Source organism: Nocardia jiangxiensis NBRC 101359 (genome assembly GCF_000308615.1).
GTDB lineage: Bacteria > Actinomycetota > Actinomycetes > Mycobacteriales > Mycobacteriaceae > Nocardia > Nocardia jiangxiensis.
The window spans coordinates 199,566-223,355 of the sequence record NZ_BAGB01000031.1; the positions used below are offsets into that span (position 1 = coordinate 199,566).

A 23,790-nucleotide genomic window follows, 5' to 3' on the forward strand; every position below is an offset into this window, starting at 1 on the left:
GATCTATCGTGCGTCGCCCGCCTTACGGGCGGATGATAGCGACCTTCGAGAAGGCTGAGAACGTCATCCGGCGGCGGTGACGGTCCCCGGTCCGAGGCCGGATCAGCCCGTCGGATCCGGGCGAAACGGACATTCGAATCTGATTGCCTGAAGATTGCCAGTATGTCCTGCTGGGCGTGCAAGCGCTGATTTCCGCTCGTCGATCGGGTTGCTGAGCGCATCGTCGGCCGTTGGTTCGCTGTTTACGGACGATTGTGACGAAGTTACCCATCGGTTCCGCGCCGATGTGGTTGCTATCGGCGCGGACAGTCCATATCCTCGAATCGTGCCGAATCCCGCCGCTAGCCACAGCGCCGCTCGCAATGTCGCCGACCGCGACCGCGTGGCGCTAATGCCGCTGACCGCGATGGTGGCTACTGGTCGACTTCTCGTAGTTCTCCGCCGTAGCGGGGTCTGATTCGGACCGGCCCCTCGCTGCGGCCGTAGAACCTAATTACTGAGCTGGTCCCCTCTGTCAATCGGACACGACACGCCTCGGGAAGACCTAGTCATCATGACACTGACCATCGACACTGCCTTCATCACTGCCGCCCCTCGCGCCCTGCGCGCCGAGAGTGACGGCCTGACCCCCGCCGAGTTCCACGAGCGGTACTGCGACCTCGCAGGCCCGGTCAAGCTCGGCGAATGGATACCGGCCGGGCAGCGACATGCCTCGGCAACCTACACCGCCACACTCGAATTCAACGACCACCTGCGGACCGTGGTGTCCGCGGGCAACCCGGTGGCCGCACTCACCTCGGCTCTCTACGACGAGGGCTATCCGGTCGAGATCCTGCAGTTCCACCAGCGGCAAACCGCTTCGGGCATAGCGACTTTCGTCCGTTGCGAGGTCAACGGCCGTCGTGGCTGGGGTGCCGCCCTCGCCGGCGACGGCGCGGAATCCTCTGTGCGAGCGATGCTTTCGGGCATCAACTCGTTCGCCAACTGATACTCACAGCACTCGCCCCCGCCGCGTACGACGCGGCGGGGGCGAGATGTGTGCGATGGGGCGAGTCTCACTCGGCCTGGTCGGCACCCTGTTCGGCCTGCTCGGCGATCTGCTTGCGAACGTCGTCCATGTCGAGTGCCTTCACCTGGGTCACCAGATCCTCGAGGGCGTCCGGGGGCAGTGCGCCGGGCTGTGCGAACACCAGTACGCCTTCGCGGAACGCCATGATCGTCGGGATCGAGCGGATGTTGGCCGCAGCGGCCAGGCTCTGCTCGGCCTCGGTGTCGACCTTGCCGTGCACCACGTCGGGGTGCTTGTCCGAGGACTTGTCGTAGGTCGGCGCGAACTGCTTACACGGTCCGCACCAGTCGGCCCAGAAATCGACGAGCACGACGTCGTTTCCGGTGACGACCTCATCGAAGTTCTGAGCGGTCAATGTCTGGGTGGCCATGGGTTCCTCTCCTGTTGGTATCGCCCATTACAACGCAAGACCATGCCCCGCCTGTTCCACCGCGGTCCCGCCTCCCCGAGAATTGAGCGTGTCGTTGGGTGCCTCGGAACGTTGGGCGTCGGGCTGGCGGTTTGGAGCGGGGGCGGGTTTCGGGCGTTCCCGGGGAGTTACCCATGTGCTCACGAGATCAATCGTTGCGGGTGCGGCTCGCGCCGCAATTGCACGCTATCGCGTGAGAATGACCTATTGCACGCTTGCGGGTGGTTCTCGCCTTCGATGTCGGGGATCGCAGGCGGGTGGGTGTGGTGATGGTGCGGATCACTGCTTGCCGGTGGGTTGCCTGAGAGTGGGGGAGGGGTGACCCGGGTGTTGCCGGGGGTGGGTGGGCGTCGAGGATGGGGTGGTGACTTCGGACATGGTTCGGCTGGGGTTGATCGACGGAGACGGTATCGGGCCGGAGGTGGTGCGGGCTGCCCGGGAAGTGGCCGATGAGGCGTTGGGGGCGGCGGGGGCTCCGGCGGCGGAGTGGGTGCGGCTGCCGATGGGGCAGGGTGCGATCGATGAGTTCAACGATCCGCTGCCGCTGGTGACGCTCCACGCGCTGGCAGAGTTGGACGGGTGGATTCTCGGTCCGCACGACAATGCCTCGTACGCACCGGAATTCCGCACATTCGCACCACCGGGCGGGGCGATCCGCAAGCGGTTCGGCCTGTTCGCGAACATCCGCCCCGCGCGGGCGTTCCCCGGGGTACGGGCGGTCGCGCCGGAGACGGATCTGGTGATCGTGCGGGAGAACACCGAGGGTTTCTACGCCGATCGCAATATGTTTGCGGGTTCGGGCGAGTTCCGGCCGACGCCCGATGTGGCGATGTCGGTGGGCGTGATCACGCGCGAGGCATGTACGCGGATCGCGCACGAGGCCTGTGCGCTGGCCTCGGCCCGCCGCAGACATCTGACCATCGTGCACAAGGCCAATGTGCTGCCCATGACGATGGGACTGTTCCGCGACGTGTGCTACGAGGTGGCCGCGGGCTATCCGGACCTGCGGGTGGACGACGAGCACGTCGATGCGGCCGCTGCCCATCTGGTGCGCGCGCCGGGTGATTACGACGTGGTGGTCACCGAGAACCTGTTCGGCGACATCCTGTCCGATCTGGCCGCCGAACTCGGTGCATCGCTCGGCACCGCCGCCTCGCTGAACTGTTCACGCACCCAGGCGATGGCCCAGGCCGTGCACGGTGCGGCGCCCGTGCTGGCCGGACACAACCGTGCGAATCCGGCGGCGCTGCAACTGTCTACGGCAATGTTGTTGCGCTGGTTGGGATCTCACCGAAAAGAGCCGACGTTCACACATGCGGGCGAACGCATCGAACGCGCGGTGGCGGCCGTCTTCGAGGCCGGTATCGCGACGGCCGACCTGGGCGGGCTCGCCTCCACGAGCGAGTTCACCGAGCAGGTCCGCGCGCGCGTGCATCGCTGGTGATAGGGTCCCGGATTCGGCGTGTATGGGTACTCGTCGCACCCGGCGAGGATTAACCTTCGGTAACCGACCGGCACAGTCGGTCCGAATCGCATACATTTCGAACGGCGGGCGATGTCGTGTTATCGCTCACCCAAACATGGAGGGCTGCTGTGTCTGTTCGATCCGGAGCTCGCGGGTACATTCTGCGAGCCGCATGTGTTGTCGCCGGCGGTGCATTGCTGCTGACGGGCTGTACCAAGAACACCGAGAGCACCACCCCGGCGGTGGCCAAGGTTCAGGTCAGCAAGGTCGACGCCCTGGCGGCGCAGGTGCCCGAGAAGGTCAAGCAGGCAGCCAAACTCGTGGTCGGGGTCAATATCCCCTACTCGCCCAACGAGTTCCGCGATCCCTCGTCGGGCAAGATCGTCGGTTTCGATGTGGATCTGATGGATGCGGTCGCCACGACCCTCGGGCTGAAGGCCGACTATCAGCAGGCCGATTTCGAGAAGATCATTCCCAGCATCCAGGCGGGCACCTACGACCTGGGCATGTCCTCGTTCACCGACAACGCCGATCGCGAGAAGTCGGTCGATTTCGTCGACTACTTCTCCGCGGGCAGCCAGTGGGCTCAGCAGAAGGGTGCGTCCATCGACCCGAACAACGCCTGCGGTAAGAAGGTCGCGGTCGAGCGCACCACCGTGCAGCAGACCGACGAACTCCCGGCCAAGAGCAAGGCGTGCACGGACGCGGGCAAGGCCAAGATCGATATCGTCGCCTTCGACGATCAGGCCGCCGCGGCGAACGCGCTGGTGCTGGGCCAGGTGGACGCCTTCTCGGCGGATTCGCCGGTGACCGCCTACGCGGTCAAGCAGAACGAGGGCAAGATCGAGACGGACGGTCAGATCTTCGCCTCCGCGCCGTACGGCTGGCCGGTGGCCAAGGGCTCGCCGCTGGGCCCGGTCCTGCAGGCCGCGGTGCAGCATCTGATGGATTCCGGTGACTATCGCAAGATCTCCCAGAACTGGGGCGTCGAACAGGGTGCGATCACCAAGTCGGTCATCAACGGCGCCAAGGGCTGAGCTGGTGAGTTCACCGGACCCGGACAACACGCACGCCGCCGGGGCAGTCACCGAGCCCGCACCGATCAAGGCGGTGCCGCTGCGGCGGCCGGGCCGGTGGGTGGCCGCGATCGTCATCGCGATCCTGCTCGCACTGTTCATCTACGGCGCGGCCACCAACGACGGCTACCAGTGGAGCACCTACCGCGACTACCTGTTCGACGTGCGGATCACCGAGGGTGCGTTGGTCACCCTCGAGCTGACCGTGCTGGCGATGGTGATCGGCGTGGTGCTGGGCGTCACCCTGGCGGTGATGCGGTTGTCGCCGAATCCCGTACTGCGCTCGGTGTCGTGGGGCTACCTGTGGATCTTCCGCGGGACGCCGGTCTACGTGCAACTGCTCTTCTGGGGTCTGTTCCCGTCGCTGTACAAGGTCATCGAGCTCGGAATCCCGTTCGGCGGACCGCATTTCACGCACTGGAACGTGCAGCAGTGGCAGGCGCCCTTCCTGTTCGCGATGATCGGCCTCGGTCTGAACGAGTCGGCCTACATGGCCGAGATCGTGCGCGCGGGAATCAATTCCGTGGACGAGGGGCAGCGGGAAGCCTCGTACGCGCTGGGCATGTCCTGGTCGCGGACCATGTGGCGCACCGTGCTGCCGCAGGCGATGCGGGTGATCATCCCGCCGACGGGTAACGAGCTGATCAGCATGCTCAAGACCACGTCGCTGGTCACGGCCATTCCGCTGACCACCGATCTGTACGGCCGGGCGCACGATATCTCGAGCGTCAACTTCAAGCCGGTGCCGCTGCTGCTGGTCGCCGCGACCTGGTATCTGGCGATCACCAGTGTGCTGATGATCGGGCAGTACTACCTCGAGCGGTACTACTCGCGCGGCGCGACCCGGCGGCTGACCGCTCGTCAGCTGCGCGCGATGGCCGAGACCACCACTCTGGGAGAGGTGGCCAAATGACCTCCGCCGCAACTGATTCCGCCGGAGCCCAGAGCGCCTCGATGATCAGTGCCCAGCAGGTGTGCAAGAACTTCGGCACCCTGCAGGTGCTCAAGGGCATCTCGCTGGAGGTGGTGCGCGGGGAGGTGATGTGCCTGATCGGTCCGTCGGGCTCGGGCAAATCCACCTTCCTGCGCTGCATCAACCACCTCGAGCAGGTCAATGCAGGAAGGCTGTACGTCGACGGCGATCTGGTCGGTTATCGCGAGAAGGGTGGACGGCTCTACGAGCTGCATCCGCGGGAGGCCGCGCGCCAGCGGCGCGATATCGGCATGGTGTTCCAGCATTTCAACCTGTTCCCGCACCGCACGGCCCTGCAGAACGTCATCGAGGCGCCGACCCAGGTGAAGAAGATCCGCAAGGCCCAGGCGATCACTCGTGCCAAGGAACTGCTGGACCGGGTCGGGTTGGCGGACAAGGCCGATTCGTATCCGGCTCAGCTGTCGGGCGGTCAGCAGCAGCGGGTCGCGATCGCGCGGGCACTGGCGATGGACCCGAAGCTGATGCTGTTCGACGAGCCGACCTCGGCGCTGGATCCCGAACTGGTCGGCGAGGTACTGGGCGTGATGCGCGAGCTGGCCGCGTCGGGGATGACCATGGTGGTGGTCACCCACGAGATGGGTTTCGCCCGCGAGGTCGCCGATCAGCTGGTGTTCATGGACGGCGGAGTCGTCGTGGAGTCGGGCAACCCGCGCAGTGTGCTGTCCGATCCGCAGCACGAGCGCACCAAGGCGTTCCTGTCCCGGATCCTCTAGCTCGGCGTGCGGGTGGCCGCGCGGGGAGCGAGTGCGATGCGGAGTTGACCGAGCAGCACTTTCGCGGCGGGCGCGGCCGGTCGGTCCGCGCGCCAGGTCAGGGCGAGGCGGCCGCGTAGTTCGGGTTCGATCTCGACCATGCGGACGCCCTCGGCCGCCGCCTGTTCGGGGGTGAGATCGGGGACCACGGCGACGCCCAGGCCACCGGCGGCGAGGCGGACCAGCAGCGGCGGCGCGGCGGCCTCGAATTCGACGCGTGGTTCGAAACCTGCCGCAGCGCAGGCGCGTTCGAGGACGCCGCGGATGCCGGTGCCGCGGGACAGGCAGATCAGCGGCCGGTCGCGCAGGTCCGAAAGTGTTGTCCGGGAGCGGAATTCCCGGTCGTCGGCGGCGACGGCGGCGTTGATCCGGGTGTCGAACACGATGTCCATGCCCAGGCCGGGATCCGGTTCGGCGCCGGTCGACGCGATGAGCGCGATATCGAGATCGCCGCGCACCACCGCGGCGAGCATCCGTTCGGAGGTGTCCTCGGTCAGGCTGATCCCGACCTGCGGATGATCGCGGTGGAAGGTCGTGAGCACCGCGGCGATATTCACCTCGCCGAGCGCCGCGCCGGAGATGAGCCCGATCCGGACGTGACCGCGCAGCAGGCCGGTGAATTCGTCCACGGTGTGCGAAATCTGCTGTGCCGCTTGTAATGCCGCGCGCGCATGCGGCAGCACGGCGGCGCCGGTCGCGGTCGGGGTGATCGATCGGCCGGAACGGTCCAGCAGTGGCTGGCCGACCTCCTTCTCCAACTGCCGGATCTGGGCGGACAGACCGGGCTGGGTCAGGTGCAGGCGAGCCGCGGCCCGGGTGAAGTTGGCCTCCTCGACCACGGTGACGAAGTAGCGCAGCTGCCGCAGTTCCATAACTGCTAATTATAGCTCTGAGAAAAACCATCTGTTGTACTTCTGATTCGCGCGCGGGCAGAGTTCGAAATATGACGAACACGCTTCCCGAACTTCCCGAAGTCACCGGCCCGCTGTTCCGTCCGGGCGCACCCGGATACGACGAGGAGATCGCGGGCTTCCAGACCGCCTACACCCACCGGCCCGCCCTGGTGGTCGGCGCACTGCACGCCGAGGATGTCCGCAGTGCGGTGGAATACGCTGCGCGGCATGGTCTTCCGGTGTCGGTGCAGGCGACCGGGCACGGTCTGTCGGTGGCTGCCGACGACGGCGTGCTGATCAGTACGCGGCGGATGCGGGAGATCACCGTCGACCCGGATGCCCGCACCGCCCGGGTGGGTGCGGGTGTGCAGGCCGAGGCGCTGATCGAGGCGGCCGGGGCACACGGTCTCGCGCCGTTGAACGGATCCTCGCCGAGTGTCGGGGTGGTGGGTTATCACCTCGGCGGGGGCCTGGGCATCCTGGCTCGGACCTTCGGCTATGCCGCCGACCATGTCCGGGCGATCGAACTGGTGACCGCCGACGGACGACTGCGCCGCCTCACTCCGGGCGAGGATCTGTTCGGCGCGGTCCTGGGCACCGGCGGCAATTACGGCGTGGTCACCGCACTCGAGGTCGAACTCTTCCCGATCGCCGCCGTCTACGGTGGTCGGCTGATCTTCGACGCCGGACTCGTGGAACCGGCCCTCGAGGGGTGGCGGCAATGGACCTGGGATCTGCCCGAGGAGATGACCTCGGCGATCACCGTGATGGCCATGCCCGATCTTCCAGTGATCCCGGAACCGTTGCGCGGCAGGTACATTGCCACCGTCAACATCGCCTACACCGGTTCGGGCAGCGATGGCGAACGCCTCGTCGCGCCGCTGCGCGCGATCGGCCCCCGCCTGACCGACGACCTGCGTGTGATGCCCTATGTCGACACTCACACGATCCACAGCGACCCGCCCTTCCCGCACGCCTATACCGCGACCAACGCGTTGCTGCCGGAGCTGACCGTCGATGCGGCACAGGCGTTCCTGGACGTTGCGGGTCCGGCGAGCCCGGTGCCGGTGGTCGCCGGTATCCGCCATCTCGGCGGTGCGCTGCGTCGTCCGGGGCCGGCGAACGTCGCGGTCGATCACCGTGACGCGGAATATCTCGCCCGATTCATCACCGGACCCGAAACCGACGGCACCGCGGTTGGCGACCACCACGATCTGATCGCGAAAGCGTTGTCCTCCTGGGCCGTCGGCCACAGCCCCACCTTCCTCTACGGTGCGGGCGATCGAGCCGACGAGGCTCAGACCCGCGCCGGATACACCCCCGCCACCTACCGCCGCCTGGCCGCGCTGAAGTCCGATACCGACCCGGCCAACCTGTTCCGCTTCAACCGCAACATCCGTCCGAACCGTTCGTGATCGATCGGTGGACTGTGCCGCTCCGGTGACCGCGGAGATGTCGTGCCCGGCGGCGTTGCCCCCGTGATTCGGGGCGTCGCCGCCACTGGACACCTGAGACATCAGAACGCTATTGTCGTGATATCACTTCAATATTGGGAGGATGTCATGGAGTTGCGGCGGGCCTTTCGGGTCAACGGGTTCTTGATGCTGGTGGTGTTGCTGGTCGTGGGGGCAGCCGGGCTGATCGGCGGGATCACCGCATCGGGATCGGCCGCGAACGGCGGTGGCGCCGGGGCGAGTGCCGGGGCCGTGGTCGGGTACATCGTGCTGGGTGTGGCGGTGCTCGGGCTGACAGGTCTGGCGACCGTCGGGCCGAACGAGGCGAAGGTGCTGCAGTTCTTCGGGAAGTACATCGGCTCGGTCAGCGATGCCGGATTCTTCTGGGTGGTGCCGCTGACGACCAAGCGGCGAATCTCGTTGCGAGTGCGCAACTTCGAGACGCAGAAGCTGAAGGTCAACGATTCGGACGGTAATCCGGTGGAGATCGCGGCCGTGGTCGTCTATCGGGTGGTGGACAGCTTCAAGGCGGCGTTCTCGGTCGACGACTACGAGGAGTACGTGCGCACCCAGTCCGAGACCGCGGTCCGGCATCTGGCGACCACGCATCCGTACGACGCCGCACCCGATGCGGGTTCGCACCTGGTCACGCAGACGGCCGAGGTTTCCGCTGTCGACCCGTCGCGCACCAGCCTGCGCAACGGCGCCGAGGTGGCCGAGGAGCTGACCGCCGAACTGCGTGAACGCACCGAGATGGCCGGTATCGAAATCCTCGAGGCCCGGATCACCCATCTGGCCTACGCGCCGGAGATCGCCCAGTCGATGCTGGTGCGTCAGCAGGCCAGTCAGGTGGTCGCGGCGCGCAGCCGCATCGTCGACGGCGCGGTGGGCATGGTCGGCATGGCCCTGCAGCGGTTGTCCGACGAGGGGATGGTCGACCTCGACGAGGAGCGCAAGGCTTCGATGGTGTCGAACCTGCTGGTGGTGCTGTGCGGCGATCGTGCCGCGCAGCCGGTGGTCAACACCGGGACGCTGTACTCCTGATGGTCGCGCGCGAGCCCAAGAAGGTGTTGCTGCGGCTCGATCCGGCCGTCCACGAGGCGATCGCCAGGTGGGCGGCCGACGATCTGCGCAGCGTGAACGCCCAGATCGAGTACGCGCTGCGAAAGGCCCTCGAGCAGGCGGGCCGATCGCCCAAACCGCGCGCCGCGCCGGGCGAGAACTGATCGGGTACGGGTGCGAATAAGCCGGTGGGCCGTGGTTCGCGAACCACGGCCCACCGGCATGCTCGCGATCGGGGCGCGACCTGCCCGGGGAGGAAACAAACTAAACGTCGGTTTTGTCCAGGATTGGTTACCAACACGTCACGTATTGAGCACAAAACGCCCCAGGACATGCGTGGACATCACGGATAGGTAGCGTGGTCGCGTGCCAATCTCGTTCGAAACCGGGGGACTGCAACAGCTCGACCAGAACACCTGGGGGGATCCGAAGACACGTGACATCATCACGCTGACGTACATCGATGCGGTGCCCGATCTGCCTGCGCCACTCGAGGACGAGGACACGCTGCGCCGTCGGCTCACCGAGTTACAGGCCGAGTTCGGCTGTCTGCTCGAGGCGCACTCCATCACGGTGAACGGTCAGCCCGCGCTGTTGCGGCTGGAGAAGTTCCCGTTGCCGGACCGCGAATCCGGTCTCGGATTCACCGCCGGGATCGTGGTGCCCAAGGCGACCTGCAGCGCGATCCTGAAGATCATGTGCCCGGAGAACGGGCGGCCAGGCGCGCGGGAGGCGGCGGTCGTGCCCAAGGTGGGGTTCCCGAACATGTTCCCGCCGCACCCGTACGCGCCGGACGTCCGGGGCAAACTGCCCTACAACGCCGCCGACGACATGCGCTGGGACTCGATGTTCCCCGGCCACGCCCTCACTCGCGCCCGCGCCTGGATCGTGCACGCCAGCCGCACCGCCAAGATCGACCCGCGCTACGCCGCCCTGCCCGCGTTCACCGGCCCGTCCGCCGTCGGCGCGAGCGTGGGCACCGCCGAAGCGAGCAGTAGCTCCAGCTCCAGCGCGAGTTCCAGCACGAGTGCGACCATGACGACCAACGCGTCGAGCGAGAGCGCCGCCACCGAAGCGATGCCGATCGCCTCCGCCCCGGCCTCTCCGGAGACCATGCCGATCCCCAAGGCCTGAGGGGCACGCTGAAGTCGCGGGAAGGCGGGCCGGTCACGCGGGGCCGGGTCGCGCAGTAACGAAAATGGCTGTGCCGGGGAATATTTCGCCGCGCAGGGGGCTCCACTGGCCCCATTCGCGGTCGAGCCACTCCGGCCAGTCCGGTTCGATCAGATCGACCAGGACGAGTCCGGCCGCAACGATCTCGCGAACCCGGTCGCCCACGGTGCGGTGATGTTCGACGTAGGTCGGGTTGTCCTCGTCGTCGACCTCCACGTAGGGGGTGCGGTCGAAATACGGCATGGTCGCGCGCAATCCGTCCGGACCCGGGTCGTCGGGGAAGATCCAGCGCATCGGATGGTTGACCGAGAACACCCAGCGCCCGCCCGGCCGCAGCACTCGCGCCACCTCGCGCATGACGCGCGCCGAATCGGCGACGAAGGGCACCGCGCCGAATGCCGAACACGCCAGATCGAACGATTCGTCGGCGAACGGCAGCTCCTCCGCACCGGCTTGTACCAATGGCACCCGCGGACCACCGCGTGCCATCGCGGCGAGCCCGCGTTCGAGCATCCCGCGGGACAGATCCAGACCGACCGGGCGGGCGCCGTGCGCGGCCAGCCATCGCGAACACGGGGCCGATCCGCAGCCGATCTCCAGGATCCGCTTACCCGCGACGTCGCCGAGCAGATGCCAGTCGCCCTCGTGCAATCCCTCGGGGCACCAGATGAATTCGCCGTCCAGGGAGTCCACGCCCAGGAAGTCGGCGTGTGCGTCGTGGTACTGCTCCGCATCGGCGTCCCACCAGGCCCGACTCGCCCGAGCGCTGGCGTCGGAGTCGATGCGGGTACGGCTCACTCCGGCGGTGCTGAGCAGGGCATTGGCCTGTGCGTGGCGATCTTCGGGCGAGAAATCGGGACGGTCTCGAGGCATGATGGAAGGGTATCGACATACCGGGGGACCCTTGTTTGCTTGGTACAACGCACGTCGCGTACGCTGTTTCCCGCGAGTGTCTTCAGTGCTCGCGTACCTGGTACGTGATTGCTGATGTCACTCGTGAGCTGTGAGTCCAGGTAATGAGTACAGCGTTGTGCTGTGTCGCGGCGATGTGCTGTGCAGGTCCAACGTAGTTCCCGTGGCTGTGAGTAGCAGCGAAACCGAAAGTTCCAATGTCCACTACCGACCACAATCCGTCCGGAGCAACCCAACATATGCCCACCACCGTCACCTCGCCGCAGGTAGCCGTCAACGACATCGGCTCCGCCGAGGACTTCCTCGCCGCCATCGACAAGACGATCAAGTACTTCAACGACGGAGACATCGTTGAAGGCACCATCGTCAAGGTCGATCGCGACGAGGTTCTGCTCGACATCGGTTACAAGACCGAAGGCGTCATCCCTTCCCGCGAACTGTCCATCAAACACGATGTCGACCCGAATGAGGTCGTTTCCGTGGGTGATGAGGTCGAGGCCCTCGTTCTCACCAAGGAGGACAAGGAAGGCCGCCTGATCCTGTCGAAGAAGCGCGCGCAGTACGAGCGGGCGTGGGGCACGATCGAGGAGCTCAAGGAGAAGGACGAGGCCGTCAAGGGCACCGTCATCGAGGTCGTGAAGGGCGGTCTGATCCTGGACATCGGCCTGCGCGGCTTCCTGCCGGCCTCGCTGGTCGAGATGCGCCGGGTTCGCGATCTGCAGCCGTACGTCGGCAAGGAGATCGAGGCCAAGATCATCGAGCTGGACAAGAACCGCAACAACGTCGTTCTGTCCCGTCGCGCCTGGCTGGAGCAGACCCAGTCCGAGGTCCGCAGCGAGTTCCTGCACCAGCTGCAGAAGGGCCAGGTCCGCAAGGGCGTCGTGTCCTCGATCGTCAACTTCGGTGCGTTCGTCGATCTCGGCGGCGTCGACGGTCTGGTGCACGTCTCCGAGCTGTCCTGGAAGCACATCGACCACCCGTCCGAGGTCGTCGAGGTCGGCATGGAGGTCACCGTCGAGGTTCTCGACGTCGACCTGGACCGCGAGCGGGTTTCGCTGTCGCTCAAGGCGACTCAGGAAGACCCGTGGCGTCAGTTCGCCCGCACCCACGCCATCGGCCAGATCGTGCCCGGCAAGGTCACCAAGCTGGTTCCGTTCGGTGCGTTCGTGCGCGTCGAGGAGGGCATCGAGGGCCTGGTGCACATCTCCGAGCTGGCCGAGCGCCACGTCGAGGTGCCGGACCAGGTTGTCGCCGTCGGCGACGACGCGATGGTCAAGGTCATCGACATCGACCTGGAGCGTCGCCGGATCTCGCTGTCGCTGAAGCAGGCGAACGAGGACTACCACGCCGAGTTCGACCCGTCGAAGTACGGCATGGCCGACAGCTACGACGAGCAGGGCAACTACATCTTCCCCGAGGGCTTCGACCCCGAGACCAACGAATGGCTCGAGGGTTCGGACAAGGTCCGCGAGGAGTGGGAAGGCCGCTACGCCGAGGCGGAGCGTCGCCACAAGATGCACACCGCGCAGATGGAGAAGATGGCCGCCGACGCCGCCGCCGAGGCCGCGAACGGTGGTTCGTCGAACTACTCCTCCGAGAGCGGCGCGCAGTCGAACGCGTCGTCGTCCTCCTCTTCGGAGTCGACCGGTGGTTCGCTCGCCAGCGACGCGCAGCTCGCCGCGCTGCGCGAGAAGCTGTCCGGCAACGCGTAATTCGCACGTCCGACGAAGGCCCCGGTCCATCGACCGGGGCCTTCGCCCGTTTTCGGGGGCGTCCCGGTATTCTCGGCGATGACATGTCCGAGTCTGCCGCGGAATCCGCACCGACCCTGTGGGAGCGCCGGAAGTACGAGGCGATGACCCGTATCCAGCAGGTTGCGCTGGATCTGTTCGACGAGAACGGTTATCGCGAGGTGACCGTCGAACGGGTCGCCGCCGCGGCGGGCGTCTCGCCCAGTTCGGTCTACCGGTACTTCGGCACCAAGGAGATGCTGGTCCTCTACGACGAGGCCGATCCCAAGCTGCTCGACGTGCTGCGGACGGCGGGCGGAGGTACGACCTTCGAGGTTTCCGCTCTGATCGCCCTGGCCCGGAGCCTGGTTCCGGCGGTGGCCGATGCGCTGGTCACCGACGACACCGAGCAACGGGTGCGTCGCAGTCTGCACTACGTTCGCACGATCGCCGAGGTTCGGGACGGCCAGATGCGTCAGATGCGGGAGATGGAGGACGAGGTCCGCATCCTCTTCGCGGACCGCTCGGGCCGCGATCACAACGATCTGCAGGTTCGCCTGGCCGCCGCGACCGCGATCTGGGGTGGTGTGGCGGCCCTGGATCATTGGGCCGCAACGGGATTCCAGGCTCGGTTGCGGGACGTCTACCGGGATGCGGTGGGTTCGATCATCGATGCGGTGGAGGCGATCTTCCGCTGACAGCGTGCCGGTAGCCGCGGCAGCCACCAGTTCCAGCGGCCGAACAGTCGCATGAACGCCGGGACCAGGATCAGCCGCACGATCAGCGCGTCGAGGGCGATGGCCACCGCGAGTGCGAAGCCGATCTGCTTCAGTTCGAGTACATCGGCGGTGACGAAACTGGCGAAGACGGCCACCATGATGGCCGCTGCCGCGGTGATGGGGCGCGCGGTGCGCTCCAGGCCCTCGGCGACCGCGGATGCGTTGTCCGGGTGGCGATCCCACGCCTCGCGCATACGCCGGATGAGGAACACCTCGTAGTCCATCGACAGCCCGAACAACACCGCGAACACCAGCATCGGCAGATAGACCTGCAGAAAGCCGGTGCTGCGGAAACCGAGTACGGATTCGCCGACGCCGTGTTCGAAGACCAGTACGGTCAGGCCCAGCGCCGCACCGGTCGCGAGCAGATTGAGCGCGATCGCCTTGAGTGCCAGCACGATACTGCGGAACGCGATCACCAGGAAGATCAGCGAGACGATCAGTACCAGGGCGATCACCAAGGGGAACCGGCTGGTGATCCGCGCGGACACGTCGGCGAAGGTGGCCGTCGTGCCGCCGACCAGGATCTGCGCCGAGTCGACATCCTGTGCGCGGGAACGGATATCGGAAACGATCGCGGCAACCACGGTGGAGTCGAACGACTCTCGCGGCACCACGACGGCGAGCAGCCTGCCGTCACTCGGCTGGGACAGAACCTTCGCGATACGCGGATCGTGGGACAGTTCGCCGACGAAGGTGTCGGCAGCGCTCAGGCCGGCCGGTGTGAGCACCGAATCGTGCGGGCCGGTCGCGACCACCTCGATCGGCGCGAGCAGGCCGGGGCCGAAGTTCTCCTGCACCAGCCGGGTGGCCTGGCCGGAGGGCTGGTCGGCCACCGACCGCAGGCCCATGTCGACGCCGTAGCGCAGTCCGGTGAGCGGCAGCGCCGCCACGGCAAGCACCGCGACACCGGCCAACCCGAACAGCACGGGACGGCGCATGACCGTATGCGCCCACCGCGCCCAGCCGCGGGAGGCCGTAGCCGACCGGGTTTCGGCCGGGCGCAGCCGAGCGGGCAGCGCGCCGCGGTTGACCGCCGGTCCCAGCAGGCCCATTGCGGCCGGAAGCAGGGTGAACGCGCTGGTGAGTGTGGCGAACAGCGCCGCCAGCACCCCGGCCGCGACACCGTCGAGCATGGGCAGGCCGACCAGGACCAGCGAACACAGTGATATCGCCACGATCAGCCCCGAGGCCAGGATGGTTCGCCCGGCGGTGTCCATGGCGACGCCGACGGCCTGCCCGATCGCCTCGCGCTCGCGTCGGCTGCGCACACCACGCCGGGTCAGTTCCTCGTTGAAGCGGCTGACGATGAACATCGCGTAATCGATCGCGGTCCCCGTGGCGATCATGGTCCCCACCGACAGCACGAGTGAGTCGAAGCTCAGAAATACGGTGAGCCCGAACAGGATTCCGACCGCGAGTGCGATCCCGGCCGCGGTCGCCGTGATCGGGATCATGGCCGCGGTCACCGCGCCGAGTGCCAGGGCGAGCAGTACGGCGGCGACGGGCACGCCGATGGCCTCCGCGCGCGACATGTCGGCGGTCTCGGTCCGCATCAGATCCGCCTGGACGGGGGAGTATCCGGTCACCGAGATCCGCACCGTCGAATCCGACACGGCCGCAACAGCATTCTGCAGGTGCTGGGCGACCTCGCTGCGCGCCGACATCGATCCGTCGATGCCGATCACGGCGAAGGCGGTGTGCCGGTCCGCGGATATCTGCATGGCCGCGGACCCCTCGAACGGTCCGATCGCGCTCACCACTCCGGCCACGTCGCGCACCGCGGGCAGGGTCCGATCGATCGCAGCTCGGAACTCCGGGGTGTCGGCGGTGTATCCGCCGGAGTGGAAGACGATCAGATCCTGCTCGACTCCGGCTCGCGAGAAATGCTGTGCGACAACGTGGTCAACGGCCTGTGAGGCTGACCCGGGCAGGGTGTAGTCCGGTGCGCCGAGGCGCGCGTGCAGGGCCGGGTAGCCCGCGCCGCACAGGACGGCGAGCAGCAGCCACGCGCACAGGACGACCCGGTGACGGCGCGCGATGAACCTGCCCCATCGCCCTGCGGCGTGGAGCCGGGGTTCGATGGTCGCCGCCTCGGGCCGATCCGACGTGGCGGACTGTGTCATCGCCCCTCCCTGGTGAATACCTGAAAGTCACTATCAGGTATGTCTCACCATAGAGACCCGCCGGGCACACGTGCAAGTGGCTGTCTGGAGTCCCGGGTGCATCGCGCGCGGGCCGCGTGGTGACGGGATAGGTTGTCGGATAGCGTTATCGGCAGAATTGAAAATTTGTAATTTCACAATTCGGAAGGTTTCTGGGCGGCATGGGTCTGTTCGACGGCATCAATCGGCGAGACTTCTTGGCCAAGGCGATGGCGGCGGGCGGGGTCGCGGCGCTGGCCTCGCTGGCGAATCCGATCATCGAACGCGCGTATGCGGCCGATCCGGCCGGTATGGGCGGGCTCGGCGATATCGAGCACATCGTGCTGCTGATGCAGGAGAACCGCTCGTTCGACCACTACTTCGGGACGACGTCCGGGGTTCGCGGCTTCGGTGACAAGTCGGCGGCCTGGCGGCAGCACGGCTACGCGCCAGGCGTCGGACCGACCGCGGACGGATTCATTCTGCCGTTCCGGCTCGACACCACCCGTGGCGCGAGCCTGGACGGGGAGTGCATCAACGATCCGGACCACAGTTGGCCCGGCATGCACGAGTCCTGGAACGGCGGGCGCAACGACCGGTGGATGCCGATGTCGATCGCGAGCGTCGGTGCCGGAAACGGTCCTGCCGCAATGGGTTACTACACCCGCGAGGACATCCCGATCCATCACGAACTGGCCGACGCGTTCACGATCTGCGACCACTACCACTGCTCGGTGCTGGGCCCGACCGATCCGAACCGGCTGTACTGGATGTCCGCGCACATCGATCCCGAGGGCGTGGCCGGTGGCCCGCTGGTGGAGACGCCCACGATCCTGCCGCAGAACGTCTTCAGCTGGCGCACCATGCCGGAGAACCTCTCCGACGCGGGGGTCAGTTGGAAGATGTACAACAACCGCGACATCGGTCCGATCTCCTCGGTATTCCTGGACGGCATGCTGGGTTGCTTCAAACAGGCCGCCGATCCGAATTCCGAACTCGCGCGGCGCGGTAAGGCCCCGACCTTTCCGAACGAGTTCGCCGCCGACGTGGCCGCCGGCACGCTGCCGTCGGTGTCCTGGGTGATCCCGGCGCTGATGAACTGCGAGCATCCGGCGCTGCCGCCCGCATTCGGCGCGGTCGGCATCATGCAGGTGCTGGACATCCTCACCTCGAATCCACGGGTGTGGGAGAAGACCGCGCTGATCGTCAGCTACGACGAGAACGGCGGATTCTTCGACCACGTGACCCCGCCGACGCCGCCGCCCGGCACGGCGGGGGAGTACCTGACCGCCGATCTGAAGCGGGTGCCCGCGGCAAAGGGCGTCGCGGGGCCGATCGGCCTGGGTTACCGCGTACCGTGCCTGGTCATCTCGCCGTACTCGCGCGGTGGGCTGGTCGCCTCGCAGACCTTCGACCACACCTCCCAATTGCGTTTGCTGGAGCGGCGTTTCGGCGTCGACGTGCCGAACCTGACGGCCTGGCGCCGCCGGACCGTCGGCGATATGACCTCGGCCTTCGATTTCGCCTCCGCGCCGAACAAGGCGCGGCCGCGAATCTCCGACCCGAATTCCCGTACGGCCGCGGCATTGGCGCAGTGCGGTCCGAATATCGCGCTCGGGACGCAGGACAAGGGCGTTCCCCATCCCGTGCCGCCCAATGCGATGCCCACGCAGCAGCCGGGCACTCGACGGCGGCCGAGCGGGCTGGTGTAATTCGCGGCGGTCGCCATTGCGGCGATATTTCCGTCATTGTTCCGGCGTGCGGCAAGTGCGCGCCGGGCATCGGTGGCGAATGGGAAGGTGAACGGCGGGAGCCGGACTCGTCAGCCGACGGCGGTCGCGGGAACCCAGGGCACCGCGGCCAGGGTCGTGCGGCGTCGCATGGCCGCCCAGCTGTGCCGGGCCGGATTGATCAGCGCGGTGAGCCAGGTGCGGCGGTATGCGGCCAAAGCGGTCGCGACGGCGGGGATTTCGAGGCAGTGCACCCCGCCCGGCGTGCCCAATCGGTGGCGACCCGTCTGGATGTTTCGGATGCCCAATGCTGTTCCTTCGCTTGCTCGTCTGCGGCCTGGATCGCCTGCGGCGAAAGATTAGCGGAACGAAAGTGTGTGATCGGCGATTTTGATCGACTTGTGTCCTTGCGTGTCGGAAATTCTCGGACCACAGGTCGGTATCGGGTGGAAAAAGTTGCGGATTGATATCGCTGCCGTCACGGAATGGGAAATGTGCCGGGGGTCGCGTGAAAGACGTTGCCCGTGTGGGTATTCGGTTCGTTTGCGGCGATGTCACCGCCGGGCGGGGCCGGGGCGGGCGGGTCGGCGCGCCGGCCGGATGCGAAACTGGTCCGATGTTGCGTATCGGTCTCACCGGAGGCATGGGAGCGGGTAAGTCGACGGTGGCGCGGCTGCTGGTGGAGCGGGGCGCGGTCCTGGTCGACAGCGACGCGATCGCCCGCGAGGTGGTGGCGCCGGGTACCCCGGGACTGGCCGCGCTGGTCGATGCGTTCGGGTCCGACATCCTCTCCGCCGACGACAGTCTCGATCGTCCGGCACTGGCGGCCAAGGCATTCGCCAGCGACGAGGCCCGGGGCACGCTGAACTCGATCACCCATCCGCTGGTCGGAACCCGCACCGCCGAGATCATCGCCGCCGCGCCCGCGGACGGCATCGTGGTGCAGGACGTTCCGCTGCTGGTCGAGAACGGGCTCGGGGCGATGACCAACCTGGTCGTCGTGGTCGAGGCGGCGTTGGAGACGCGGGTGCACCGCCTCGAGGAGTTCCGCGGGATCGCCCGCGCGGACGCGTTGGCGCGGATCTCGGCCCAGGCGACCGACGAGCAGCGGCGAGCGGTCGCCGATGTGCTACTGGACAATTCGGGGGTTCCGGCGGATCTGGAGCCGCAGGTGAGTGCGCTGTGGGACGAGCGGCTGGTGCCGTTCGAACACAACCTGCGCACCCGGACCCTGCCCGAGCGCGGTGCGGTGCAGGTGGTTGCCGCGGATCCGTCGTGGCCCGCGCAGGCGCAGCGGATCATCGCCCGGCTCGCCCTGGCCTGCGGCGCCGCCGCGCTGCGCATCGATCACATCGGCTCGACGGCCGTGCCCGGACTGCCCGCCAAGGACGTCGTCGACATCCAGATCACCGTGGCCGATCTGGAGACCGCGGACGGGCTTCGAGATGCGTTGCAGGACGCCGGGTTTCCGCGCGGTCCGTATCTCACCGACGATCCGAGGGCGGGTACCGATCCGGCGCTGTGGGCCAAACGGATTCACGGCAATGCCGATCCGGGCCGACCGGCCAATGTGCACATCCGGGTGGACGGCTGGCCCGGACAGCGCTTCGCCCTCGCCTTCCGGGACTGGTTGCGCGCCGAACCCGCCGCGCGCGAGGAGTACCTGGCGGTCAAGCACAAAGCCGAGGCGAGTGCGGCAGGGCTGACCGGCGCCGCGGCGATCGCGGCGTACATCGACGTGAAGACCCCGTGGTTCGACGAGATCTATCCCCGCGTGCTGACCTGGGCCGAGCAGGCGGGCTGACCGCTACAGCCAGGTCAGCGTGATGCCCTGGGACTCTTCGATCCAGCTGCCGAAGTCGTGCCCGTGCCGGGCGATGCCGTCGATCGCGGTCGTGGCGACCTCGATCGCCTGCTGCGCCTGGACCGGACCGAGATATCCGGCGGCGTGCGCGGCGAGGAGTTCGTCCACATCGAGCAGCCGCACGTCGCGGCCGGTGCGCACGACGAGATCCAGATAGTGGTCGATCGAACGCCACCGGCCCGGTTCGATCTCGGCGAATTCACCGATATCGATGTAGTAGTCCTGATCCCGGCGGTGTGCGGGGGTGTAGTGAAAGACGGTGGCGCGCAACGACACCGCGGGCAGGATCCAGGACTCCAGGTAGTGGAATTCGGGATGGTCGGCCGTGCGGGCCATGTACAGCCCCCACGGCTCGACGTGATACCGCTCCACGGTCCGCACGAACCCCTTCGGATCGGTGTTGGTGAGCTCGCCGACATCGAAGTACTCGACCTTGGGTCGATGCAGATGAACCGCTGGCACCTGGGTCATATCCTGAGAATCTACCGGGCATCGCCCGGTAGTTCAGGATTCCCGCTACAACCAGGTGAGGGTTATGCCCTTGGACCCGAGCCAGCGCTCGACGTGGCGCTCGTGCGCGACGATGCCGGAGACCACCGAATTGGCGCGTTCGATGATGCGCTGGGCCTCGGCGGCATCGACGTAACCCGCGTCGTGCGCGGCGAACAGGTCGCCCAGGCCGTGTAGTTCGGGGGTGTGGCCGTTGCGCGAGACGATATCGATGTAGTGGTAGATCGCGCGCCAGCGCTTGGGCTCGAGACGGGTGTACTCGCCGACGTGGACGTGGTAGATCGGATCGCGATCGTGTGCGTTGTTGGCGTGACTCATCGTGATCCGCACCGCGGGATCCGGTAGCAACCAGGTCTCGGTGAACCGATTGGGGGGCGCGTCGGCCGCGCGCACGAGGTACAGGCCCCACGGCTCGGCGTGATAGCTCTCCACGGCGTGCACGAAGCCGCGGGCGTCGGTCTTGGTGCAGTCGGCGATGTCGAAGTACTCGATCGACGGTTTGCGCGCGGTGCGCGCCGGTGCACCGGCAGGACCCGTATTCTGCGACGCGCCGTGCGTGTGCACGGTGGAGAGCAGGTTGCGTGCTGCGTTGCGCAATGGGTTGAGACTCGTCATTGCACTGCCCCTATCTGGAACTGCCTGGGAAACCGGGTCGACAGTACACCGGGATTGCCTGCCGCGCGGGAGCGTAAACACACTTCTCGCGCGTCGTGACGAATTCGGCACCGAGTGCGAACTTCCTTGCGGCACCGGACATTTCGGACATTCGTTGATCATTCCCAGGTGGCCGGGGGCGGCCGCCGGGGCGCGCGGGGCCCGCGGGCGCGCGTATAGAGCGGTGAATGTTGTCGGTGGGTGGTCCTACGCTGTGAATCATGGCTTTCGCATCCGAGCTGCCCGCCGAGGGCAACACACCGCTGGCGCATTCGGAGTTCCGGCCCATCGGCGAGATCGAGCGGGCCGACGGGCGGTTCGAGGTGATCAGTGAGCACCGGCCCGCGGGCGATCAGCCCACCGCGATCGAGGAGCTCGACCGCCGGTTGGGGGCCGGGGAGCGCGATGTGGTCCTGCTGGGCGCCACCGGCACCGGTAAATCCGCGACGGCGGCCTGGCTGATCGAGCGCACCCAGCGTCCCACGCTGGTCATGGCGCCGAACAAGACCCTGGCCGCGCAGCTGGCCAACGAGTTGCGCGAGATGCTGCCGAACAACTCGGTCGAGTACTTCGTCTCGTACTACGACTACTACCAGCCCGAGGCGTACATCGCGCAGACCGATACCTATATCGAGAAGGACAGTTCGATCAACGACGATGTCGAGCGGCTGCGGCATTCGGCCACGTCGAGTCTGCTGTCTCGCCGGGACGTGGTGGTGGTCGCCTCGGTGTCCTGCATCTACGGCCTGGGCACGCCGCAGTCCTATCTGGACCGGTCCGTGCAGCTAGAGGTCGGCGGCGAGGTCGACCGGGACAGGTTGCTGCGGCTGCTGGTCGATGTGCAGTACACCCGCAACGACATGTCCTTCACCCGCGGTTCGTTCCGGGTGCGCGGCGATACGGTCGAGATCATCCCGTCCTACGAGGAGCTCGCGATCCGCATCGAGTTCTTCGGTGACGAGATCGAGGCGCTCTACTACCTGCACCCGCTGACCGGTGATGTGGTGCGACAGGTGGATATGGTCCGGATCTTCCCCGCGACGCACTATGTGGCCGGTCCGGAGCGGATGGAGCGGGCCGTGGCCGATATCGAGGTCGAACTCGAACATCGCCTCGCCGAACTCGAGCGTCAGGGCAAACTGCTCGAGGCGCAGCGCCTGCGCATGCGCACCCAGTACGACCTGGAGATGATCCGGCAGGTCGGCTTCTGCTCGGGTATCGAGAACTATTCGCGGCATATCGACGGCCGCGCGGCCGGATCGGCCCCGGCCACCCTGATCGACTACTTCCCCGAGGATTTCCTGCTCATCATCGATGAGTCGCACAACACCGTCCCGCAGATCGGCAGCATGTACGAGGGCGATATGTCGCGTAAGCGCAACCTCGTCGAATACGGCTTCCGGCTGCCGTCCGCGGTGGACAACCGCCCGCTGACCTGGGAGGAGTTCGCCGACCGCATCGGCCAGACGGTCTACATGTCGGCCACCCCGGGCCCGTACGAACTCGGGCAGACCTCCGGCGAGTTCGTCGAACAGGTCATCCGGCCGACCGGTCTGGTGGATCCGCACGTCGTGGTCAAACCGACCAAGGGACAGATCGATGATCTGGTGCACGAGATCCGGATGCGCGCGGAGCGTGACGAACGCGTACTGGTCACCACCCTGACCAAGAAGATGGCCGAGGATCTCACCGACTATCTGCTAGGGCTCGGCGTGCGGGTGCGATATCTGCACTCGGAGATCGATACGCTGCGTCGGGTGGAACTGCTGCGCCAGCTCCGCCTGGGGGAGTACGACGTCCTGGTCGGCATCAACCTGCTGCGCGAGGGCCTGGACCTGCCCGAGGTGTCGCTGGTGGCGATTCTGGACGCCGACAAGGAAGGCTTCCTGCGCAGTACCACCAGCCTGATCCAGACCATCGGCCGCGCGGCCCGCAACGTCTCGGGCGAGGTGCACATGTACGCCGACAAGGTCACCGATTCGATGCGCAACGCCATCGAGGAGACCGAGCGGCGGCGCGCCAAACAGGTCGCCTACAACGAGGCGAACGGGATCGACCCGAAACCGTTGCGCAAGAAGATCGCGGACATCCTCGACCAGGTGTACCGCGAGGCCGACGAGACGGAGGTCGAGATCGGCGGTTCGGGCCGCAACGCCAGCCGCGGGCGTCGCGCCCAGGGCGAACCGGGCCGGGCGGTCAGCGCGGGCGTCTACGAGGGGCGCGACATCAAATCCATGCCGCGCGCCGAACTGGCCGATCTGGTGAAGGAAATGACCGACCAGATGATGAACGCCGCACGTGAGCTGCAATTCGAGCTCGCCGGTCGATTGCGTGACGAGATCGCCGATCTGAAAAAGGAACTACGCGGAATGGACGCGGCCGGGTTGAAATGAGTACCGTTCCACTGGGTTTCGGCTCGGTTCCCGCATCGCCCGGATTTCCGGTCGTCGCGGGGCATGCCGTCCCGGCGGAGTCCGGGGCCCAGGCACACGTGCACGCGGTCGTGCGCACAGGGAAGGTGTGCCTGGGTTCCGGTGTCCGCCGTGGCGGTGCGGGCCGTGCCCGGTGCGGCGGATCAGCTCGACTGGCTCGCCATCCACTCGTTCACGCGGCGCTCGCCCTCCTCGCGGGAGATGTCCTCGACCCGGGTCATGACCACCCAGCGATGTCCGAACGGGTCCATGATCAGGCCGTATCTGTCGCCGGTGACGAAGGTCTGCGGGTCCTCGACGCGTTTGGCACCGTGCTCACGGGCGAGTTTCGTGACCGCGTCCACGTCGGGGCAGTAATGCACGATGCTGGTGTGCACCCAGTCGGCCGCGGGAGCAAGCACCCCCTCCGTGGGGATCGGCATACCCATCTGGAAGGTCGAATCGCCCACCTTCAGTTCGGCGTGCGCGGCCTGGCCGTCGGGAAGGTCGTTGCGGCTCAGCACCTCCGCGCCGAAAACCGCGCCGTAGAACTCGATGGCGGCATTGGCATCGGGGACGGCCAGGAAGCAGTTGATGGAGTGATAGCCCTCGGGGATCGGATTCACGGTGTTCGTCATGGGCACGACTCTGCCGGTTCGCCCGCAGTGGATCTTGTAAGAACGCGACAGCACGCGCGAGCGAACGGAGC

The 23,790-nt window shown here is 66.9% G+C and carries 22 protein-coding genes; 14 read left to right on the plus strand and 8 right to left on the minus strand.

What is annotated here, in order from left to right; translation table 11 throughout:
- Positions 1–553: 553 nt before the first annotated feature.
- Entirely contained in the window at positions 554–988 is a 435-nt protein-coding gene (locus ON40_RS11190) for an alpha-isopropylmalate synthase regulatory domain-containing protein (protein WP_051192967.1), read from the plus strand.
- Positions 989–1,055: 67 nt separating this feature from the next.
- On the opposite strand, the gene trxA is transcribed toward ON40_RS11190, so the two are convergent.
- On the minus strand, positions 1,056–1,439 hold the full coding sequence (gene trxA, locus ON40_RS11195; RefSeq protein WP_040821313.1) for a thioredoxin: 384 nt from the start codon (positions 1,437–1,439) through the stop codon (positions 1,056–1,058).
- Between the two features lie 415 nt (positions 1,440–1,854).
- On the opposite strand from trxA, the gene ON40_RS11200 reads away from it, so the two are divergent.
- From ON40_RS11200 to ON40_RS11215, 4 genes are all read left to right on the plus strand, one after another.
- Positions 1,855–2,922 (plus strand): isocitrate/isopropylmalate dehydrogenase family protein, encoded by a 1,068-nt coding sequence (locus ON40_RS11200; protein ID WP_040821315.1) that lies wholly within the window; start codon positions 1,855–1,857, stop codon positions 2,920–2,922.
- A 149-nt stretch (positions 2,923–3,071) separates the two neighbouring features.
- On the plus strand, positions 3,072–3,980 hold the full coding sequence (locus tag ON40_RS11205) for an ABC transporter substrate-binding protein (protein WP_083895569.1): 909 nt from the start codon (positions 3,072–3,074) through the stop codon (positions 3,978–3,980).
- A gap of 4 nt (positions 3,981–3,984) precedes the next feature.
- On the plus strand, positions 3,985–4,932 hold the full coding sequence (locus ON40_RS11210) for an amino acid ABC transporter permease (protein WP_040821319.1): 948 nt from the start codon (positions 3,985–3,987) through the stop codon (positions 4,930–4,932).
- Positions 4,933–4,973: 41 nt separating this feature from the next.
- Positions 4,974–5,726: an amino acid ABC transporter ATP-binding protein gene (locus ON40_RS11215; RefSeq protein WP_040821538.1), complete on the plus strand. Its 753-nt coding sequence runs from the start codon at positions 4,974–4,976 to the stop codon at positions 5,724–5,726.
- On the opposite strand, the gene ON40_RS11220 is transcribed toward ON40_RS11215, so the two are convergent.
- Positions 5,723–6,637, minus strand: a complete 915-nt coding sequence (locus ON40_RS11220; protein ID WP_040821322.1) for a LysR family transcriptional regulator — start codon at positions 6,635–6,637, stop codon at positions 5,723–5,725. The two genes, ON40_RS11215 and ON40_RS11220, sit on opposite strands and share 4 nt — an antisense overlap.
- A 71-nt stretch (positions 6,638–6,708) precedes the next feature.
- Here ON40_RS11220 and ON40_RS11225 point away from each other — a divergent pair, with 71 nt between their 5' ends.
- From ON40_RS11225 to ON40_RS11240, 4 genes are all read left to right on the plus strand, one after another.
- The gene (locus ON40_RS11225; RefSeq protein ID WP_040821325.1) at positions 6,709–8,073 is read left to right on the plus strand and encodes an FAD-binding oxidoreductase; all 1,365 of its coding nucleotides are present in this window, start codon (positions 6,709–6,711) and stop codon (positions 8,071–8,073) included.
- Between the two features lie 147 nt (positions 8,074–8,220).
- Positions 8,221–9,156 carry an SPFH domain-containing protein gene (locus tag ON40_RS11230; protein WP_040821327.1) on the plus strand — a complete coding sequence of 312 codons (936 nt, stop codon included), beginning with the start codon at positions 8,221–8,223 and terminating at the stop codon, positions 9,154–9,156.
- A complete protein-coding gene (locus ON40_RS11235; protein WP_040821331.1) occupies positions 9,156–9,338 on the plus strand; it encodes a type II toxin-antitoxin system antitoxin in 183 nt (60 codons plus the stop codon). The genes ON40_RS11230 and ON40_RS11235 overlap by 1 nt, the downstream gene beginning before the upstream one ends.
- Positions 9,339–9,540: 202 nt before the next feature.
- On the plus strand, positions 9,541–10,308 hold the full coding sequence (locus tag ON40_RS11240; protein ID WP_063712987.1) for a hypothetical protein: 768 nt from the start codon (positions 9,541–9,543) through the stop codon (positions 10,306–10,308).
- 33 nt (positions 10,309–10,341) lie between these two features.
- Here the strand turns inward: ON40_RS11240 and ON40_RS11245 are convergent, their stop codons facing one another.
- Positions 10,342–11,220: a class I SAM-dependent methyltransferase gene (locus ON40_RS11245; protein WP_040821333.1), complete on the minus strand. Its 879-nt coding sequence runs from the start codon at positions 11,218–11,220 to the stop codon at positions 10,342–10,344.
- A 278-nt stretch (positions 11,221–11,498) separates the two neighbouring features.
- Here ON40_RS11245 and rpsA point away from each other — a divergent pair, with 278 nt between their 5' ends.
- Both rpsA and ON40_RS48065 read left to right on the plus strand, forming a co-directional pair.
- Positions 11,499–12,971, plus strand: coding sequence for a 30S ribosomal protein S1 (gene rpsA, locus ON40_RS11250; RefSeq protein WP_040821336.1), 1,473 nt, complete (start codon positions 11,499–11,501; stop codon positions 12,969–12,971).
- Between the two features lie 83 nt (positions 12,972–13,054).
- Complete coding sequence (locus ON40_RS48065; RefSeq protein ID WP_051192968.1) at positions 13,055–13,687, plus strand: TetR/AcrR family transcriptional regulator; 633 nt, start codon at positions 13,055–13,057, stop codon at positions 13,685–13,687.
- On the opposite strand, the gene ON40_RS11260 is transcribed toward ON40_RS48065, so the two are convergent.
- The gene (locus ON40_RS11260) at positions 13,633–15,894 is read right to left on the minus strand and encodes an MMPL family transporter (protein WP_051192969.1); all 2,262 of its coding nucleotides are present in this window, start codon (positions 15,892–15,894) and stop codon (positions 13,633–13,635) included. The two genes, ON40_RS48065 and ON40_RS11260, sit on opposite strands and share 55 nt — an antisense overlap.
- 200 nt (positions 15,895–16,094) lie before the next feature.
- On the opposite strand from ON40_RS11260, the gene ON40_RS11265 reads away from it, so the two are divergent.
- Positions 16,095–17,624 carry an alkaline phosphatase family protein gene (locus ON40_RS11265; RefSeq protein WP_040821338.1) on the plus strand — a complete coding sequence of 510 codons (1,530 nt, stop codon included), beginning with the start codon at positions 16,095–16,097 and terminating at the stop codon, positions 17,622–17,624.
- A 110-nt stretch (positions 17,625–17,734) separates the two neighbouring features.
- On the opposite strand, the gene ON40_RS11270 is transcribed toward ON40_RS11265, so the two are convergent.
- On the minus strand, positions 17,735–17,950 hold the full coding sequence (locus ON40_RS11270) for a hypothetical protein (protein WP_040821341.1): 216 nt from the start codon (positions 17,948–17,950) through the stop codon (positions 17,735–17,737).
- Positions 17,951–18,258: 308 nt separating this feature from the next.
- Between ON40_RS11270 and coaE the strand changes: the two genes are divergently transcribed.
- Complete coding sequence (gene coaE / locus ON40_RS11275; protein ID WP_040821342.1) at positions 18,259–19,446, plus strand: dephospho-CoA kinase; 1,188 nt, start codon at positions 18,259–18,261, stop codon at positions 19,444–19,446.
- Between the two features lie 3 nt (positions 19,447–19,449).
- Here the strand turns inward: coaE and ON40_RS11280 are convergent, their stop codons facing one another.
- Both ON40_RS11280 and ON40_RS11285 read right to left on the minus strand, forming a co-directional pair.
- Complete coding sequence (locus ON40_RS11280) at positions 19,450–19,977, minus strand: ribonuclease FAU-1 family protein (RefSeq protein WP_040821344.1); 528 nt, start codon at positions 19,975–19,977, stop codon at positions 19,450–19,452.
- A 45-nt stretch (positions 19,978–20,022) separates the two neighbouring features.
- On the minus strand, positions 20,023–20,631 hold the full coding sequence (locus ON40_RS11285; protein WP_040821347.1) for a DUF402 domain-containing protein: 609 nt from the start codon (positions 20,629–20,631) through the stop codon (positions 20,023–20,025).
- 260 nt (positions 20,632–20,891) lie between these two features.
- On the opposite strand from ON40_RS11285, the gene uvrB reads away from it, so the two are divergent.
- The gene (uvrB, locus tag ON40_RS11290; protein ID WP_040821349.1) at positions 20,892–23,063 is read left to right on the plus strand and encodes an excinuclease ABC subunit UvrB; all 2,172 of its coding nucleotides are present in this window, start codon (positions 20,892–20,894) and stop codon (positions 23,061–23,063) included.
- A gap of 182 nt (positions 23,064–23,245) precedes the next feature.
- Here the strand turns inward: uvrB and ON40_RS11295 are convergent, their stop codons facing one another.
- Positions 23,246–23,719: a VOC family protein gene (locus ON40_RS11295; RefSeq protein WP_040821352.1), complete on the minus strand. Its 474-nt coding sequence runs from the start codon at positions 23,717–23,719 to the stop codon at positions 23,246–23,248.
- Between the last annotated feature and the right edge of the window lie 71 nt (positions 23,720–23,790).

Coding starts and splice junctions, on each gene's coding strand:
- ON40_RS11245 (WP_040821333.1), bottom strand. CDS start 11,220: ATGCCTCGAGACCGTCCCGATTTCTCGCCCGAAGATCGCCACGCACAG.
- ON40_RS11285 (WP_040821347.1), bottom strand. CDS start 20,631: ATGACGAGTCTCAACCCATTGCGCAACGCAGCACGCAACCTGCTCTCC.
- coaE (WP_040821342.1), top strand. CDS start 18,259: ATGTTGCGTATCGGTCTCACCGGAGGCATGGGAGCGGGTAAGTCGACG.
- ON40_RS11280 (WP_040821344.1), bottom strand. CDS start 19,977: ATGACCCAGGTGCCAGCGGTTCATCTGCATCGACCCAAGGTCGAGTAC.
- ON40_RS11225 (WP_040821325.1), top strand. CDS start 6,709: ATGACGAACACGCTTCCCGAACTTCCCGAAGTCACCGGCCCGCTGTTC.
- ON40_RS11295 (WP_040821352.1), bottom strand. CDS start 23,719: ATGACGAACACCGTGAATCCGATCCCCGAGGGCTATCACTCCATCAAC.
- ON40_RS11190 (WP_051192967.1), top strand. CDS start 554: ATGACACTGACCATCGACACTGCCTTCATCACTGCCGCCCCTCGCGCC.
- ON40_RS11235 (WP_040821331.1), top strand. CDS start 9,156: ATGGTCGCGCGCGAGCCCAAGAAGGTGTTGCTGCGGCTCGATCCGGCC.
- ON40_RS11260 (WP_051192969.1), bottom strand. CDS start 15,894: ATGACACAGTCCGCCACGTCGGATCGGCCCGAGGCGGCGACCATCGAA.
- ON40_RS11230 (WP_040821327.1), top strand. CDS start 8,221: ATGGAGTTGCGGCGGGCCTTTCGGGTCAACGGGTTCTTGATGCTGGTG.
- ON40_RS11215 (WP_040821538.1), top strand. CDS start 4,974: ATGATCAGTGCCCAGCAGGTGTGCAAGAACTTCGGCACCCTGCAGGTG.
- ON40_RS11220 (WP_040821322.1), bottom strand. CDS start 6,637: ATGGAACTGCGGCAGCTGCGCTACTTCGTCACCGTGGTCGAGGAGGCC.
- ON40_RS48065 (WP_051192968.1), top strand. CDS start 13,055: ATGTCCGAGTCTGCCGCGGAATCCGCACCGACCCTGTGGGAGCGCCGG.
- rpsA (WP_040821336.1), top strand. CDS start 11,499: ATGCCCACCACCGTCACCTCGCCGCAGGTAGCCGTCAACGACATCGGC.
- ON40_RS11200 (WP_040821315.1), top strand. CDS start 1,855: ATGGTTCGGCTGGGGTTGATCGACGGAGACGGTATCGGGCCGGAGGTG.
- uvrB (WP_040821349.1), top strand. CDS start 20,892: ATGGCTTTCGCATCCGAGCTGCCCGCCGAGGGCAACACACCGCTGGCG.
- ON40_RS11265 (WP_040821338.1), top strand. CDS start 16,095: ATGGGTCTGTTCGACGGCATCAATCGGCGAGACTTCTTGGCCAAGGCG.
- trxA (WP_040821313.1), bottom strand. CDS start 1,439: ATGGCCACCCAGACATTGACCGCTCAGAACTTCGATGAGGTCGTCACC.